Source organism: Solwaraspora sp. WMMD1047 (genome assembly GCF_029626155.1).
Classification (GTDB): Bacteria; Actinomycetota; Actinomycetes; order Mycobacteriales; family Micromonosporaceae; genus WMMD1047.
Window position 1 is genome coordinate 634,614 of sequence record NZ_JARUBL010000001.1, and the last position, 15,790, is coordinate 650,403.

The following is a 15,790-nucleotide window of genomic DNA, read 5'->3' on the forward strand; positions in this document are numbered from 1 at the left end:
GGGCACGCAGATGACCGGACGGCTGGCGGGCAGGACCGCGATGATCACCGGCTCGGATTCGGGCATCGGTCAGGCCACCGCGATCGAGTTCGGCCGGGAGGGCGCCGACGTGGTGGTGCACTACCTGAAGGACCATGCCGGGGCGAACCACACGAAGGCCGAGATCGAGAAGGTCGGCCAGCGGGCGGTCGTGGTGCAGGGCGACATCAGCGTCGAGCACCAGGTCGAGGCGATGTTCGACGAGGCCCTGGCGCAGTTCGGGCGGCTGGACATCCTGATGAACGACGCGGGGGTGGACGCCTCCGGCATCCCGGTCGCCGACCTGGACACCGAGACCTGGGACCGGGCCATCCGCACCAACCTGTACGGGATGTTCTTCTGCTGCCGGCGCTTCATCCGGCACCGCCGCGACCAGGGCGGACACGGGAAAATCATCAACATCACCTCGATCCACCAGGAGGTGGCCCGGGCCGGCGGCTCCGACTACGACGCCAGCAAGGGCGGCATGCTGGAGCTGGCCAAGAGCATCGCTTTGGAGGTGGCCCCGATGCACATGAACGTCAACAACATCGGGCCCGGCATGGTGCTCACGCCGTTCAACCAGCGGGCGATCGACGACCCGCAGTACCTGGCGGAGCAGGTGCAGTCGATCCCGTGGAAGCGGGCCGCGCAGCCGGCGGAGATCGCCAAACTCGCCGTCTTCCTGGCCAGCGACGACGCCGACTATGTCACCGGGTCGACGTACTTCATGGACGGTGGCCTCATGCAGAACCAGGGACAGGGCGCGTAGGCGTGCCCGCTGGCGTCACCCGGGCGCTGCTCGCATTCCTGGCGCGGGTGCTGCCCCGGTCCGCGCAGGTTCGCCTGGACGATCACCGTCCGGTGTGGTTCTCAGCCCGCAGCGCTGCCGTGGTGGTCGAGTTTGTCGCGGAGAGTGGTGGCGAAGCTCTCGGCCATCGCGAGTTGGTCACGTAGGGCGGTGACCCGGGTCGTGGCGGCGGCATGGAACCTGCCGAGCCGACCGAGAAGCTCGGCGCGGTCGGCACCGGTGGCGGTGTCGAGGGCGTCGAGGACGGCGAGGAGGTCGCGCATCTCGTCGAGGGTGAAGCCGAGCGGTTTCATGCGCCTGACGACGGCGAGGCGGTCGAGGTCGGGTTCGGTGTAGAGGCGGAAGCCGCCCTCGCTGCGCGCGGACGGGACGATCAGGCCGGCTTCCTCGTAGTGGCGGATGGTGCGGATGCTGAGCCCGACCCGTTCGGCGGCTTCGCCGATCTGCATGAGACGGCCGGCGGCGGGTTGCTCCGGCCCGCTGTCGTGACCGGCGGCAGGGGCCATCAGTGGCCGACGCCGAGTCGACCGGCGAGGGTGTCGTGGATGCGGGCGCTGGGCCTGTTCAGCTCGATGATCTCGACGGTCTTGCCGCGGCTGGCGTACTTGGTGGTGATGGCGTCGAGAGCGGCCACGGAGGAGGCGTCCCAGACGTGGGCGTGGGTCATGTCGATCACCACGTTGTCGGGGTCGTTCGCGTAGTCGAACTGGCCGACGAGGTCGTTGCTGGAGGCGAAGAACAGTTCCCCGTGTACGGAGTAGATGCGGGTGCCGCCGTCAGGGTCGAGGACGCTGGTGACCTCAACCAGGTGGGCGACCCGCCGGGCGAAGATGACCATGGCGGTGAGCACGCCGGCGACGACGCCGACAGCCAGGTTGTGGGTGGCCAGGGTGGTGCCGACGGTGGCCACCATGACGATCGTCTCGCCGTACGGCATCCGCTTGAGGGTGGCCGGGGCGACAGAGTGCCAGTCGAACGTCGACACCGCCACGATGATCATCACGGCGACCAGGGCGGCCATCGGGATCACCGCGACCACGTCACCGAGCGCCACGACCAGGACCAGCAGGAACACGCCGGCCAGGAACGTCGACAACCGGGTGCGGGCACCGGACGCCTTCACGTTGATCATCGTCTGACCGATCATCGCGCAGCCGCCCATGCCGCCGAAGAAGCCGGTGACGATGTTGGCGACACCCTGGCCCCAGGACTCGCGGGTCTTGCTGGACGGGGTGTCGGTGATGTCGTCGACCAGCTTGGCGGTCATCAGCGACTCCATCAGCCCGACCAGCGCGATCCCCAGGGCATAGGGAGCGATCAGGGTGAGGGTGCCCGTGGTCCAGGGGATCTGCGGCAGGCCGAGGGTGGGCAGGCTGTCCGGAAGTGCCCCTTCGTCGCCGACGGTCGGCACCGCCACGCTCGCGAAGACGGTGATCACGGTCAGCAGTACGATGGCGACAAGGGGTGCCGGGACGGCGCGGGTGAGCCGGGGCAGGCCGACCATGATCGCCAAGGCGACGGCGACGAGGGGGTAGACCAGCCACGGTACGCCGAGCAGGTGGGGTACCTGCGCGGTGAAGATCAGGATCGCGAGGGCGTTGACGAAGCCGACCATGACGCTGCGCGGGATGAACCGCATGAGCTTCGCGACCCCGAGCACCGCCAGCAGCACCTGGATCACGCCGCCGAGGATCACCGCCGCGATCAGGTAGTCCAGCCCGTGCTCCTTCGCCAGCGGCGCCACCACCAGGGCGATCGCGCCGGTCGCGGCGGAGATCATCGCCGGCCGGCCGCCGCAGATCGCGATCGCGACTGCCATGGTGAACGAGGCGAACAGCCCCACTCGCGGGTCGACCCCGGCCAGGATGGAGAAGGAGATCGCCTCCGGGATCAACGCCAGCGCGACGACCAGGCCAGCCAGGACCTCGGTGCGGAATACCTTCGGCGAGAGCCAGGACGGACGGGACGGACGCGGCCGGTTGACCGCGGACAGCACAGAAGACATACAGCCATTTCCACTCGGGCGCCTCGGGGGCGCGCACAGCTCCCGCCCCGGACCACGGCGGAAGCAACTACTCACAGATCGGTGACGGTCGGTCTGGACGGCCTTCGGGCTCATCGCCCGGCCTCGTCAGGGCCGACGCAGGCTCTCCCGGCCATGCCGGGTTTACCGGCACCGAACCTACCCTTCCGTAGGGGAAGAGTTGGGCGGACGTGTCGATCATCACGACGCCGCCGGCGCACGACCGCCAGGGCGTCGGGTGAGAAGCTGGTCATCGTTCTTAGTACATCATCCGATGTACTATCTGGGGGTGGAGACGCTGACGCATGGGCAGGTGCTGGCCCGCTTCGGCCACGCCTTGTCCGACCCGACGCGGGCGCGGCTGCTGCTGGCCCTGCGCGACGGCCCGGGCTATCCGGCGGAGCTGGCAGAACTGCTGGGCACGACCCGGCAGAACCTGTCGAACCATCTGTCGTGTCTGCGCGGCTGTGGGCTGGTGGTCGCCGTGCCGCAGGGTCGCCGCACCCGCTACGAGTTGGCCGACGCCCGGCTGGCCCATGCCCTGGCGGACCTGCTCGGTCTCGTGCTGGCGGTTGACCCGGCCGCCTGCCCGGACTCGGACGAGAAGGGCTGCTGCTGATGAGCCTGCCCCTGATCGATCTGGCACCGGCAGGGCCGTCGCCGGCGCGAAGCAAGGTGCTCGCCCGCCGGGTGCGGCTGCTGGTGGCCGCCACGATCACCTACAACGTCATCGAGGCGGTGGTGGCGATCACCGCTGGCACGATCGCGTCGTCGACCGCCCTGGTCGGCTTCGGCCTGGACTCGGTCATCGAGGTGTCCTCGGCGGCGGCGGTGGCGTGGCAGTTCGCCGGCCGCGACCCGCAGGCCCGGGAGAAGGTGGCGCTGCGGGTCATCGCGGGGTCGTTCTTCGCGCTCGCCGCCTACGTGACGGTGGAGTCGGTGCGGGCACTGGTCGGCGGCGCCGACGCCGAGCACTCCCGCATCGGTCTGGTGCTGGCCGCGCTGTCGCTGACCATCATGCCGGTGCTGTCCTACGCACAGCGCCGCACCGGGCGTGAACTCGGCTCCCGTTCAGCGGTCGCCGATTCCAAACAGACCCTGCTGTGCACGTACCTGTCCGCGGTCCTGCTCGTGGGCCTGGGGGTGAACAGCCTGTTCGGCTGGTCGTGGGCCGACCCGGTCGCGGCGCTGGTCATCGCCGCCGTGGCGGTGAAGGAGGGCCGGGCGGCGTGGCGCGGTGATGCCTGCTGCGCCGTCCCGCCGACCGCGCCCCTCGCCGACACCCCCGCCGGTACCGCCGCAGCGGGAAACGGTGCTGGTGAGAGTGACGCGTGCGGGTGCCGGCCGGGCTGCTCCTGCTGCTCCGCAGACGCGACCTGACGGCACTGACCATCGGGCGGCGGATGCCGCCGGCAACACCGGCCGCGTCCGGATGCCACCGACCCAGCCGACTATGGCCGGTAATCTCCTGCTCGCCGGCGCAGCCATAGCCGAGCTGCCGCCCCCGCCGCACCGTACAGTCGGCATTTGATGGACGCGGTGTGCAAGATCGCTGGGGGTGCCGCCGCCGGCCTGCTTCTGGTGTGGTTGGCGCTGATCGCGGCGTTGCTGGCTTATCCTGCCGTTCCGATCGACCTGATTCCCGAAGTCATTCCAGTCATCGGCTACGCTGATGACGCGATCATCGTAGCTCTGGCGTTGCGGTCGGTGGCCCGCCGCGCCGGGGGCGCCGGCGTTGCGTCGGCATTGGCCCGGCAGCCCGGCCGGACCCGGCGCGATCCTGGAAGCGGCCGGCATCCGCGGCTGACCGTGATCCGATGAACGGTGATCCGGTGGTGGAGTGCTGTTGACCCGACGACCGGCTGAAGAGCGGGCCTGCGAGCGAGGTCAGTCTGCTGTCGAGGCGGGAATCTGCCATAGTGCGCTGACTGGCATGGCGCGGAGTCTGTCGCCAAACGGCAGTGTGGCGGTTCCGGTGTAGAGGACGATGCCGACGATGAAATCGTCGCCGAGGCGGTCGGCGAGTCGGCGTAGGCCGCGGAAGTCGTCGGGTCCGACGGTGCTGGCTGCTTTGACCTCGATCCCGACCACCTGACCAGCTCGGTTCTCGAGCACCGCGTCGACTTCGTACCTGCTCTGGTCGCGGTAGTGGGACAGGTCGACGGGCTGCTCGGACCAGGTGAGCTGGCGGGAGAGTTCGGACAGGACGAATGATTCGAGCAGCGGGCCGAACGGTGCTCCCGGCCGGAGCAGTGCCCGGGCGTCGGTCGCGGTCTCGTTGGCGGCGATGCCCGAGTCGACGAAGATCAGCTTTGGCGCCGCGGTGGCGCGGGTGCCGATGTTGCGGGACCAGCCGGGAATCCGTTTGATCAGGAAGATCTCTTCCAGCGCCTGGAGGTAGCGGGCGATCGTCGGCCGGCTCAGTCCGAGGGCGGATTCGAGGGAGTTGGCGGCGATGACGGTCGCGGACCTGGCCGCGAGGAGGCGTACCAGTTTGCGTAGCTCGCCCTTGTGCTGGATGTCGGACAGCTGCCGGACGTCGCGGTCGATGAGCGCCTGGACGTAGGCGTCGAGGAATCGTTGGCGGCGGCGTGGGTCGGTGCGGGTGGTGGCCTCGGGTAGGCCGCCGCGCACGATCCTGGCTGCGTAGTCGGCGCGGGTCACGTCCGACTCGTGTCGCAGGTCCGGGCCGAGCGTGAAGACGGCGTCGATGAATCCGTCCAGTGCTCCGTCGAGTTCGCCTTGGGAGAATGGCCAGAGCTCGACCGTTTCCATCCGGCCGGGCAGCGCGTCCGGCGCAGCCACCATTCCGAACAGCCGAGACGATCCGGTGAGCAGGTACCGGCCAGGACGGGGATCCACGTCGACGGCGGCCTTGATGGCCAACAGGAGCTCCGGAGCGCGCTGGATCTCGTCGATGACCAAGAGCTCGGAGGAGTCCACGAACCCGACTGGATCGGCGATCGCCGCCGCCCGGTCCTGAGCCCGAAACAAGATCGCGGCGCTCGGCGAGACGATCGCCGGCGACGATGCGGACCAGCGTGCTCTTGCCTGTCTGGCGTGCTCCGCTGATCAGGACGACGCGGGTGTCGGTCAGTGCGGCGTCGACCTGCGCGGCGGCCCGACGTGGAATCAGGTGCGATGTCGGCACGACACCATGACAGCCAGTGAGGTTTCGATCTGCGAGGCGTTCGCATTCGATTTGCGGTAGGTATGCGTTCGAAATGCGGCGGCTCGGTGTTCGATTTGCGCGGCCTCTGGGGCGTTCTCGCGAGGGTCTACCGCTATGTCACGTTGTTGCGGGTAGTGGCGAGTTCGGGGGAAGGTGTCCTCCCAGCGCTGGCGGAGCTGGGATGGCAGCCAGAGGGTGGGCCAGAGCCGTCGGAGGAGGTCGGCGTCGAGCCAGGTGTTCGGGTCCTCGACGATGCTGGCTTCGGTGAGTACCACCTTGTGCATGTTTGCGCGCCGTGCGGAACGACGGGATGCGCGGCCGAGCGGTGCCTGCAGTGGAACTCCCCGCAACGACAGACCCGGCAGAACCCGGGTGAGCAACGCGTCCCGGTGTCACTGGCCGACCTCGCGGTGGCCACCGAGCGAGGTGACCGCGCGCTGGTGTTGTTCATGAACGACGTCGGCTACGCCACCTGCGACGTGGAGTGGGCGGGAACACCCCGGAGTCCGGCGGGGCGCCACTGAGTCGTGGCGGCACGGTGACCTGCTGCCCGGGCCGGTGCAGCGGCTGCTGCCGACCTCCACCGAGTTCGACGGTGGAGACATCAGCGTCAGCGGCAGGGTCAGCAGCCGAGTCCACCGGCTCGTCCTCGACCACGGCGACGGCTGAGCCTCGAGGTGCCACCCACTTCTCGCTCCGCGGGCGGGGTGGGTTGAACGGGCGCGGCCACCGGGCCGTAGACCCTGATGCCCGGGAGCGGTGGGTATGGCTGCGTGTGTTTCGTCCAGGTGTGGTCCTGGGCCGGGCGAACGACGGTCCGGGTGACGTGGGTGAACGTGGGCCACTCCCTGCCACCCGAGGTGAACCCCCAGGTCGCTAGACTAGGCCCTCGCGCCCTCGTAGCTCAGGGGATAGAGCATCGGTTTCCTAAACCGTGTGTCGCAAGTTCGAATCTTGCCGGGGGCACCTCAAAGATCAGCGGAAACACCGTCTGAGCAGTGCAAACACATCGTGATCGATGGCCTTCCGTGTGCAGTCGAATGCCGCCGGAGGCCGCCGTTTGTCGCTGTCCACGGACTATGCACGGATTGATCTTGAAGGCGTTTACCCAGGTCAGCCACGGTGCCCGGAGCAAGATCCGGACTGGCGCCAGCACACCGAGGCTAGCCACCGGAACCCCGCAACGCATCCTCGATCCGGCGGTTGACGGTCGCCTCCTGGCCGTCGATGCACTTCGCGTAGACCTTCAACAGCACGTCGACCGAGTGCCCGGCCCGCTCCGCGACCTCGGTTGCCGGAACACCGGCGTTCAGCCAGAGTGACACCGCCGCGTGCCGCAGGTCGTACGGCCGACCCGCCAGCGGCGAGGCGAACTGGTGCGGAGTCAGCGCGAACGCCCGAGCCTCCTCCCAGACCCGCGAGTACGTCGAGGCCGCCACCACGCTGCCCCGCTCGCTGCGAAACAGCCGGCCATCCTCGGCGACGCCGTACCGGTCGATGTGCTGGCGCAGGATCTCGACCAGCACCGGCGGGATCGGCACGCCCCGCGGCTCCGAGTCGGCCCGGTGCTTGAGCCCGCGCAGGTCGTGAGCCTCGCCGCTGTCGGTCCACCGCTTGCCGGACTGCGGCCGGTTGTCGACAAGCGTCAGCCGCCCCCACCCCTTTGCCGGAAGGTGGCAGTCCTGCTCCCGCAGTCCCAGCGCCTCACCCGGACGAAGGCCCGCCAGGTAGAGGCAGGCGAAGAACCCGACCAGCCGCTCACCCTTGCGCACCCGGCCGCGCCGCCCGACGTACGACACCGCCGTGAGCAGTTCCCCCGCCTGCCGCGGATTCACCACCACCCGACGATCCACCGTCACGGCGAGCTTCTTGCGCGTCGACCGCACCCGCAGCTTGTCGACCGGGTTGAACTCCAACTCCTCCAGCTCGACCGCGTACTGCAGCACGTTGTAGAACACCGATCGCTTACGCCGCACCGTGGTCACCGCCGCCGCGCGGCCGTCGAGCGTCAGCGCCAGGGCGTCGAGCGCTCCCCGGACGGTCGCCGCCTGGCCGACCTCGGCGAGCGGCAGCGACGCCCGGCGCAACCACCGCAACGCGGGTGCCAGTTCCGGCGGGACGTCCCGTTGCCGAACGGCCGGCGGTAGCAGGTGGTCGACCAGTAACCGGCGCAACTCTGCCACCTCCGGCCGGCCCGACACGTCCCGGACCAACGCCGGGGTGACGGTGGCGAGCGCGTCGACCAGGCTCGCCCGCGTCTTGGCCGCCGCCCCGGGCCACTTCATATCGAGGTACGCCTGAACGAACTCAAGCCACGTCTGCGCGCCCTTGGCCGCCATCATCGAGTCGGGCAACCCGGTCGCCGAGTCGAACGCCTCGCCCCGGTTGATCACCTGCATCAGGTCGGACCGGAAATTGTCCGCCAGAGCACGGGTCGCGAAGTTGCGCGACTTCTCCCGGCCCTCGACGGTCCACCGGACGGTGTAGGTCTTCTTCTTGCCGCCCTTGTTGATGCGCAGGTCCCAGACCCGGACCGCGCGCGACTTCATGCCGCCTCCCGGTGTTGTTCCAGCCAGACCCGCAGGTCGCGCCGACCGATGCGCAGCTCACCGTTCGGGAGCTTGATGCACTCCGGCGCGATTCCCAGCTCTCGCCAGCGGTAGAAGGTCCGCCGGGATACGCCGTTGAGCGCGGCAAGCACCTCAGGAACGGTCAACAGCTCGTCATCCATAGGGGTGTCGTCCTCCGAAAGGCTCAGGCTGCGAGGGGCAGAGAAGCGGTTGCCGAAAGCGGTCCGGGTGCGCGTTGTCGGGCGGCATCCAGGTCTGTTCGCCAGCGGATGCGGGCGGATACGGCGCGCAGGATGCGGTGTTCGACGGGTAGGACGTCGGGGTCTTCCGGTCGGGCGAGTTCGAAGCGGTACCGGTTCGGCCCGTCCGGTTCGGCGGTGTCGGCCTGGTCGTGCTCGACGGTGTCGGCCATGCCGCCGGCCAGGATCGTGCGGACCCATGCCCGGTTGTCGGCCCGGTGGTCGGCCAGGGTCTTGCCGGACCACTGTCGGGAGACCAGGACCCGCCGGCCGGTGAAGCCGAGCGTGGAGCGCTGGTGGACCTTGCCGGTGCACCGCCCGGGGGTCAGCCCGGCTTTGGCGCCGTCGGGTTGGATTCCGTAGAGCAGCCAGTTAGCGCAGGTGGGCGAGCACGGCAGGGTGGACAGTTCGGCGTGGAGCCGGTCGAAGTGCGCCCGTTGCGGGTTGCTGCGCGGCTTGGCCTGGTCGGTCAGGTCCTTGGTGACGTACTTCGTCACGTACCGGATCGACCGTTCCGCGTCGCGGGTGCCGTGGTCGATGCCCCGGGCGTCGATCCGGCCGAGCCGGGCGACGTAGGCGGGTCGGCTGTCGGGTTCCTCCAGCTCGTCGAGAGCGACCGCCCACGACGTCAGCGGTGCCCTGGTCTTGGGGTCGACGTATGCCTGCCGGTCGACGTCCCACACCGGCGGCTTGTCGACCCGGTAGACGGGGTGGTCGAACGACGGCCACCACACCTGGTGGTAGGTGGCCGCCGCGATCTGCTTGAGCAGCCGGCGGGGCAGGGTGCCGCGGATCGCGAAGTGTGCGTGTGGCGCCAGCCTGCGTTGCAGCTCGACGGCCCCGGCGTACTGGACGTTCCAGCCGGCGGCGCGGCGCAGGTTCTGCCACCACCGGTCGAGGATCCGGGCGAAGTGGATCGCGTCCAGCGCCGCCCGGCGGTAGTCGTAGCCGGCCGGGTCGACCGGGGTGCCGAGCACGTCGTCATGCGGCCCGTGGCGCTGCCCGCACTCGCACGGCGCGATGTAGGCGCCCCGGCGTAGGTGGGAGTGCACCGGCCCATGTGAGCCCAGGGTCAGCGTGACGAGCATGGACGGCCGGTAAGTCTGACCCTGCCGGCCGGTGTAGGCGCGGCCCACCGTGCGCGGGTCGACCGGCAGCCGGGGCAGATCCGGGGCGTCCTGCCGCCGCCGGGTCGACCGCTTCCGCCTCGGCCGGTCGTCGCGTTCCTTCGGGGTCAGGTGCCCGCGTAGGTCCGTGGTGGACAGTGCTTCGTCCAACTCGGCGATCCCGGCATCCAGGTCGGCGAGCTGCGCGGCCCGCTCGTCGGGGTGCATGGGCTGGTACTGCAGCGCTTCGCGTTCGAACTCCATGTGCGCCCGGACCCGGACCAGGGCGAGGGCTTCCTCACCGGCCGGGTCGGGGCGGATAGCGGGTTCGTCGGCGAGGTGCCAGCCCTCCCGGATCTGCTGGATACGCAGCCGCCGCCCCCGCTCCGCGCAGGGCTTGCACTTCGCCGCGAGGGTCGCCCCGCACGGCACCTCCACGACCTCGGTCGCTCCGGTCACCGTGTCGGTCCGGCGCAGGGCCAGCGGACGGGTGCAGACGCCGTTGTCCTCGGCCAGTTTCTTGAGCGCGTCCTTGGCCAACGGCTTGCGCATCCGGTCGGCCCGGGACCCGGGCCGGGGCTGGGTGTCCGGCTGCCTCTGCGGGGGGTGGGCAGGGTTCTGGGTCACGGTGGTGGGGATGGGTTGGGTTTGGTTCACGGGGTGGCCTCCGTGGCGGTTGCCGGGTGGCTGGTGCCGTTGCGGGTGGCGAACGCGGCGGCGGGAACGGGAACCAGGGCGGGCCGGTCCGGGTCGCGGATCTGGCGCAGCAGTTCCGAGGCCGCGCCGTTGGAGACCCGCAACGCGGCCCGCAACTCGTCACGGGTGATGGGCCGGCCGGTCGCCGCCCGATGCTCGACGGCACGCCGCCGGGCAAGCTGGACCAGATCGACGGTGGCCGCCTGGTCGCCGTCCGGCTCGTCGTCCGCGCCGTCCCGCCGGCCGGTGCCGTCCCGGTCGCTGACCTGGGCGGGTACGAGGCCGGGACGCTCGCCGTCCTCGGTCGGGACGGCCGGGGACGGGTGCGGTCCGGCCGGGACCGCCGCCGGGGACGACGGGACGGTGAGGACGAGTTTGGACAGGCCGAGGAACGCCAGGGCGGGCACGGCGGACAGCAGCCAGCCGGAGGGGCCGGGTTTGGCCACGGCGAGTTGCGCGGACAGGGACAGGGCCACCGCGGCGACGAGGAGGAACATCGGGTACCCGATCGGGCCGCCCGTGCGTCGCCTGCGTCGGATGGTGAGCAGGGCAGCGAGGGGGATCAGTTCGGAGATCGCGGCGTTGGCCCAGCCGAACCAGTCACCGGTACCGGCCGGAGAGTTAGCCATGGTCCAGTCGTGGACGTGGGTGAACGACGCCGCCCCAGCCAGCCCACCCACCACGAGCAGGATCGCGACCAGGACCACCCCCTCAGCCCGTTCGGTGCGGGTCGTCACGGCTTCTCCTCCTCGATGTCGGACCGGTGGTGGGTGTGGGCGAGGTCGTGGATGTCGTCATCGGTGAGGTAGGAGAACCGGACCCGGACCGGTTCCCGGATGCCGTCGAGAGCGACGAACCCGACCCCCGGCGCGGTTTCCGGGATCAGGTCGCAGGTGGCGCCCCGGTCGCGGGCGTGGTCGCCGAGGACCATGTCGACCTGTTCCGGTTCGGTCATCCGCAACCCGATACGGGTCGGGAACAGGTCCCGAAACGGCAGCACGTCCTTGCGGGGGTCCTGCAACGCGGCGATGACGTGCACCCCGACCGCGCGGCCCTGCGACAGCAGCAGCCCGAGCGCGTCCTTGATCCGGTCCCTGACTTTGCGGTCGGACAGGTACGCCGTCAACGCGGCCAGCTCGTCGACGACCAGCACGATCAGCGGCTCATCAACGGTCGGGGTGTGCTGGCGGGACACCCCGCGTAGCCGGGCGGCCCGCTGGCGCATGCGTTTGACGGCCTCCTCCAGGACGCCGGCCATGCTGTCCGGGTCGTCGTAGGCGAACCGGGCGAACAGCGCCCTGCCGGCCGCCAGTTCCATGCCGCCTTTGGGGTCGAACACCCACAGCTCCACCAGCCCGGAGCGCACCCCGCCGGCAAGGGATCGGATCAGCGACCACAGCACCGAGCCCTTGCCCGAGTTCGTGGCCCCGGCTACCAGGACGTGAGTGCCGGCCAGCCGCAGCCGGTACGGCTGCCCGTCCTCGGCCACCCCCAACTCCAGACCGGTGAAGTCCGGGACTACCGGTACTGGCAACGGCTTCACGGTTGCGGCGAGGGGGTCGCGGCGGCGGAAGTGCAACACCACCCGATCCGGGCGCCCGGTCGAGAAGGCGCGGCCTTCCCGGAGCCGGAACGCGTACGCGAGCCGGTCGGCGGCGTGGCCCCAGTCGTCGGGAAGCTGGCCGGGCAGCATCCGCACCGTCACGACATCGGTGAACCGGTCGCAGCGCACCGACACCAGCCGGGGAACGAACCGGTCACCGGCGAACGAGGTAGCCAGACCACAGGTTGCCATCGTGGCCGCCCACCCTCGCCGGTACACCCACAACCGCCGCCACCTGGCTACGGCCGGATACCAGCCGAACCGCAGCCACGAGGCCGGATGCCACCGCCACCAGCCGACACACCCCGCCGCAACCGCCGCGACGACGCCGACCAAGACCAGCCAGCCGTACTCGGCCCCGATCCACCAGCCGAGCCCGACCGGGCCGGTCAACCACCAGTGCCGAACCGCCCACACGGCGACCCGGACCAGACCCCGACCCAGCCACCACAAGACGAGCAGCCAGCCCGGCACCCGCCACGCCGGCAGCCGCATGTTCATCGGCGCAACCGGGATCTTCTCCCCCGGAATCACATTGATCAACGGCATCAGCAGTCACCGCCCGAGGCGGTGCCGAGCCGGACGCCGGCTACCACAGCAGCCCTCGCCTTTGCGACGGCCGCGCCAACGTGGCCATGCAGGTCCGGCACGCCATGTGCCGCAGATCGAACCGGCGCGGCTTCACCCAGACGTGACACCACGGGCACCGGATCTCATCCACCAACACCGCAGCCGGCGCAAGACCCACCAGCCGCCGCAGTCCGGCCCGGAGGTACCAGGTGAGATCACGCAGCCGGAAGAAGCGAGCCGGCCGGCGCATCAGGAACACCCCCGCCGCAGCGACTCAGCCCGCTCCCGAGCGGTCTGCGCCGATTCCTCGATCTGGATCCGGTCGCAGCCCGGATCCTCAGCGGCGACCCGGTCCAGCAGGTCGGCCTTACGGTCGTACCAGTCCGCCCGCTCGACGGCAGGGGCGAACAGGCCCGGCATCGACCGCAGCAACGCGGCCAGTTCTGTGGCGAACGACGTCGCCCGGTCGGTGGGTGAGAGCGGGTTCAGGGCAGGGGGAACTACCGTGGGCACAAGGCCCTCCTTGAAGGTGAGGGGTGGGCTACGGCGCGGGGCAGGCCGGGACTCTTGGCGGGGAAACGGCCCGCCCCGCGTGTGACTGCTCGGATTCAGGCCGCGGCGAGGGCAGCGGCCGGCACGAGAGCGGTAGCGCGCAGCGAGTACGCCATCCGGGCCTTGCACTGCCCGGAGGTCTTGCACCGCTGGGAATCCACGTACGGGGTGAGGGTCAAGCCCTCGAACGCGACGGCCGGCGGATAGCCCGGCACGGTCGACGGCGGCGGGACCGGCTGGACCGGCGCGACGACCTTCACCTTGACCTCGGTGGACCGACCGAACCGCCCGGCCTCCGGGTCGAGATCCATCACCCGGACCAGCCAGACCCGCTCGCCGGTCTCCTTGTCGCGCGCCTGGTTGTCCGCCTCGCCCCGGCGATCGAAGTCGACCTGCGGACCGACGCCGAGGCAGAGCACCCCGGCGGGAAAGACGTACTCGAACGGGACCGGCACCTTCAACGTCAGCGGAACCACAACGAACCCTCCTAGCCTGACCAGATGCCAACCTGACATCCGCTTGATCTAACAAGTTACGTCAGCTTGTAAACACAGGCAAGGGGGTTGCGAGGAGACTTCGCAAACTGTGGACGACGACGCCCTCAGGAAACCGGGTAGGTGTCCTCGATCTCGTGCCGGCTACCCGGCATCACCAGCACCGACGTCAGAATCGGCTCACCGGACGCCTGGTGCAGCGTCAGCACAACACTCAACACCGGCTCATCCGCCGGCACCTCCAGGGCCTCGGCCTCGTCCGGGCCGACCCGCCGGGCGGTCATCCGCTCCGTGGCGTAGTCCGCCCGAAGGCCCTTGATCCGTCCGATGTGATCCAGCAGCCCGCCCGGAATCGGTTCCGGTTTGATCACCGCCGTACCCACCGCGATGTCAACCGGCACGAACGTGGCCACCAGGTCCACCGGCCCCGACGCAGAGACCGTCCGCCGCCGCCGCTCATACACCGGAGTCCCCTCCGCTATGCCCAGCTCAGCAGCGATCCGAGGCGACGCCAGCACCGGCCCGACGTGCAGAATCTCCACCTCGGCGGTCTCATCCAGCTCCAGCACATCCCGCGCGTACTCCGGCGACGTGCGCCCCGACGGCGGACGCCCCCGCACAAAACTGCCCTTGCCCTGCTGGGATTCGATCCACCCGTCCTGCTTCAAGATCCCCAACGCCTTGAGGACCGTCGGACGAGACACCCCGAACTCCGTGCACAACTGGCTCTCCGACGGCAGCGCCGCTCCCGGCCCGTAAACGCCGTCCTCAATGCGCTGCCGCAACGCGTTCAACACGCGCAGATACTTCGGCGTCGGAATCTCGTACGCCATCGCGGGCTCTCCCCACCGGGTCCAGAGCCTCACGTCACGGAAGCTCACGTTATGTCAAGACAGCAGCCTAGAGCCTGCCAGCATGACAGGACAACCATGGTCAGCCGTTCGGTCCACTAGCCCCATCCACCGCCGGCAGCCAACCCGCCCACGGTCCGGACCGGCCGATCAGATCCGGCCGGGTGGCCCCCGGCCACCGCCGGGGCAGCACCCCGTACCGGCCGAAGACCCGCAACGCGGCCCGACGGCAGCCACACGGCGCCACCGCTTCACAGCCGGAGCACAGCCCGTTGCCGCTGTTCGGGGTGTGCCGATCAAGCTGGTCCTGCGCGGCGTGCAGCTCCTCGTACGCCGTCACCGACAGATAGACGCTCACCGCCCTAGCCCGTCCGCCGACAGCAGGGACGCCCGCACGAGGATCTGTGCATGGTCGCCGGACTGACCGTCGTGCAGGATCTTCACGCCCTCCAGCCAGACCCACTCGTTGCTCTCCGGCCGGTTCGCCACCAGCCGCACCCCGGTCACCCACAACGACACCGGCCCGTCCGTCGGCCTGACCCGCTCACTGGCGTCGATCCGCACGATCGACCCAAGCTGAACGCGAACGTCAAACACCGTTCCTCCTCGCCGCCTGGACGGCCCACGGCTGCACCGGCAGCCTGGCCCGATTCACCATCGGCAACACCTGCAAGCCGGCGACCTGCACGAACACCTCACGCCGCTCCTCGGCGTTGCCGAACGGGTCGAGGCTGTAGCCGGTCAGCCAGCACCAACCCCGGTAAGTTGGCCTGCCGCACACCGACGTCACCCGCATCCGCAGCGCCCGGTCCCCGGCGAACTGCACCGACGCCCGCCCATCGATCAGCAGCACGTCACCCGGCTTCGGCACCACCGGCAGTCACCCCCACGGTTGGAGGGCACCGAGGCGGGCGGGCATTCAGGAGGCCGCAGTCGACCAGACGGCCAAGCGCCGGCACCCGCCCCGGTGCCAGCTCAGGAAACGGCCACCCGGCCCCGACCACCGCAGTCCAGACACGACCGCCGCGCCACACCACGAGAAGGCCCGCCCGCCACCGCGGCTGCCCGCAGCGCCGCCCGCCGCA

The 15,790-nt window shown here is 70.1% G+C and carries 19 protein-coding genes, 1 tRNA gene and 1 pseudogene; 6 read left to right on the plus strand and 15 right to left on the minus strand.

From position 1 onward, the window contains the following. Nucleotides 1-10: 10 nt before the first annotated feature. On the plus strand, nucleotides 11-790 hold the full coding sequence (locus O7627_RS02885) for an SDR family oxidoreductase (RefSeq protein ID WP_278091953.1): 780 nt from the start codon (nucleotides 11-13) through the stop codon (nucleotides 788-790). 101 nt (nucleotides 791-891) lie between these two features. Here the strand turns inward: O7627_RS02885 and O7627_RS02890 are convergent, their stop codons facing one another. Beyond that, nucleotides 892-1,335 carry a MerR family transcriptional regulator gene (locus O7627_RS02890; RefSeq protein WP_278091954.1) on the minus strand — a complete coding sequence of 148 codons (444 nt, stop codon included), beginning with the start codon at nucleotides 1,333-1,335 and terminating at the stop codon, nucleotides 892-894. Beyond that, complete coding sequence (locus O7627_RS02895) at nucleotides 1,335-2,834, minus strand: SulP family inorganic anion transporter (protein ID WP_278091955.1); 1,500 nt, start codon at nucleotides 2,832-2,834, stop codon at nucleotides 1,335-1,337. Before O7627_RS02895 ends, O7627_RS02890 begins: the two co-directional genes overlap by 1 nt. Before the next feature lie 301 nt (nucleotides 2,835-3,135). Here O7627_RS02895 and O7627_RS02900 point away from each other — a divergent pair, with 301 nt between their 5' ends. The 3 genes from O7627_RS02900 (at nucleotide 3,136) to O7627_RS02910 (ending at nucleotide 4,673) form a co-directional block, all read left to right on the plus strand. After that, on the plus strand, nucleotides 3,136-3,471 hold the full coding sequence (locus O7627_RS02900; RefSeq protein ID WP_278098129.1) for a metalloregulator ArsR/SmtB family transcription factor: 336 nt from the start codon (nucleotides 3,136-3,138) through the stop codon (nucleotides 3,469-3,471). Beyond that, complete coding sequence (locus tag O7627_RS02905; RefSeq protein ID WP_278091956.1) at nucleotides 3,471-4,232, plus strand: cation transporter; 762 nt, start codon at nucleotides 3,471-3,473, stop codon at nucleotides 4,230-4,232. The genes O7627_RS02900 and O7627_RS02905 overlap by 1 nt, the downstream gene beginning before the upstream one ends. Before the next feature lie 150 nt (nucleotides 4,233-4,382). After that, nucleotides 4,383-4,673 (plus strand): DUF1232 domain-containing protein, encoded by a 291-nt coding sequence (locus tag O7627_RS02910; protein WP_278098130.1) that lies wholly within the window; start codon nucleotides 4,383-4,385, stop codon nucleotides 4,671-4,673. Between the two features lie 66 nt (nucleotides 4,674-4,739). Here O7627_RS02910 and O7627_RS02915 read toward each other — a convergent pair. Beyond that, nucleotides 4,740-6,003: pseudogene (locus O7627_RS02915) on the minus strand (ATP-binding protein). Beyond that, nucleotides 5,985-6,308 carry a hypothetical protein gene (locus tag O7627_RS02920; protein WP_278091958.1) on the minus strand — a complete coding sequence of 108 codons (324 nt, stop codon included), beginning with the start codon at nucleotides 6,306-6,308 and terminating at the stop codon, nucleotides 5,985-5,987. The pseudogene O7627_RS02915 and the gene O7627_RS02920 overlap by 19 nt, the downstream one beginning before the upstream one ends. 105 nt (nucleotides 6,309-6,413) lie before the next feature. Between O7627_RS02920 and O7627_RS02925 the strand changes: the two genes are divergently transcribed. Together O7627_RS02925 and O7627_RS02930 are read left to right on the plus strand one after the other, a co-directional pair. Further along, nucleotides 6,414-6,548, plus strand: coding sequence for a hypothetical protein (locus tag O7627_RS02925; RefSeq protein ID WP_278091959.1), 135 nt, complete (start codon nucleotides 6,414-6,416; stop codon nucleotides 6,546-6,548). A 369-nt stretch (nucleotides 6,549-6,917) separates the two neighbouring features. Continuing rightward, nucleotides 6,918-6,990, plus strand: a tRNA-Arg gene (locus tag O7627_RS02930). 197 nt (nucleotides 6,991-7,187) lie between these two features. On the opposite strand, the gene O7627_RS02935 is transcribed toward O7627_RS02930, so the two are convergent. From O7627_RS02935 to O7627_RS02985, 11 genes are all read right to left on the minus strand, one after another. Continuing rightward, a complete protein-coding gene (locus O7627_RS02935; protein ID WP_278091960.1) occupies nucleotides 7,188-8,573 on the minus strand; it encodes a tyrosine-type recombinase/integrase in 1,386 nt (461 codons plus the stop codon). After that, complete coding sequence (locus O7627_RS02940; protein WP_278091961.1) at nucleotides 8,570-8,755, minus strand: helix-turn-helix domain-containing protein; 186 nt, start codon at nucleotides 8,753-8,755, stop codon at nucleotides 8,570-8,572. Before O7627_RS02940 ends, O7627_RS02935 begins: the two co-directional genes overlap by 4 nt. Before the next feature lie 23 nt (nucleotides 8,756-8,778). After that, nucleotides 8,779-10,566 (minus strand): replication initiator, encoded by a 1,788-nt coding sequence (locus tag O7627_RS02945; protein WP_278091962.1) that lies wholly within the window; start codon nucleotides 10,564-10,566, stop codon nucleotides 8,779-8,781. A gap of 26 nt (nucleotides 10,567-10,592) precedes the next feature. After that, complete coding sequence (locus tag O7627_RS02950) at nucleotides 10,593-11,372, minus strand: DUF2637 domain-containing protein (protein ID WP_278091963.1); 780 nt, start codon at nucleotides 11,370-11,372, stop codon at nucleotides 10,593-10,595. Next, the gene (locus O7627_RS02955; RefSeq protein ID WP_278091964.1) at nucleotides 11,369-12,787 is read right to left on the minus strand and encodes an FtsK/SpoIIIE domain-containing protein; all 1,419 of its coding nucleotides are present in this window, start codon (nucleotides 12,785-12,787) and stop codon (nucleotides 11,369-11,371) included. The genes O7627_RS02950 and O7627_RS02955 overlap by 4 nt, the downstream gene beginning before the upstream one ends. Before the next feature lie 270 nt (nucleotides 12,788-13,057). Further along, entirely contained in the window at nucleotides 13,058-13,321 is a 264-nt protein-coding gene (locus O7627_RS02960) for a hypothetical protein (protein WP_278091965.1), read from the minus strand. A gap of 95 nt (nucleotides 13,322-13,416) precedes the next feature. Beyond that, nucleotides 13,417-13,836, minus strand: a complete 420-nt coding sequence (locus O7627_RS02965; protein ID WP_278091966.1) for a hypothetical protein — start codon at nucleotides 13,834-13,836, stop codon at nucleotides 13,417-13,419. Between the two features lie 125 nt (nucleotides 13,837-13,961). Beyond that, on the minus strand, nucleotides 13,962-14,687 hold the full coding sequence (locus O7627_RS02970; RefSeq protein ID WP_278091967.1) for a GntR family transcriptional regulator: 726 nt from the start codon (nucleotides 14,685-14,687) through the stop codon (nucleotides 13,962-13,964). Nucleotides 14,688-14,787: 100 nt separating this feature from the next. Further along, nucleotides 14,788-15,063, minus strand: coding sequence for a hypothetical protein (locus tag O7627_RS02975; RefSeq protein WP_278091968.1), 276 nt, complete (start codon nucleotides 15,061-15,063; stop codon nucleotides 14,788-14,790). After that, nucleotides 15,060-15,302, minus strand: coding sequence for a hypothetical protein (locus tag O7627_RS02980; protein WP_278091969.1), 243 nt, complete (start codon nucleotides 15,300-15,302; stop codon nucleotides 15,060-15,062). Before O7627_RS02980 ends, O7627_RS02975 begins: the two co-directional genes overlap by 4 nt. Continuing rightward, entirely contained in the window at nucleotides 15,295-15,579 is a 285-nt protein-coding gene (locus O7627_RS02985) for a hypothetical protein (RefSeq protein WP_278091970.1), read from the minus strand. The genes O7627_RS02980 and O7627_RS02985 overlap by 8 nt, the downstream gene beginning before the upstream one ends. Between the last annotated feature and the right edge of the window lie 211 nt (nucleotides 15,580-15,790).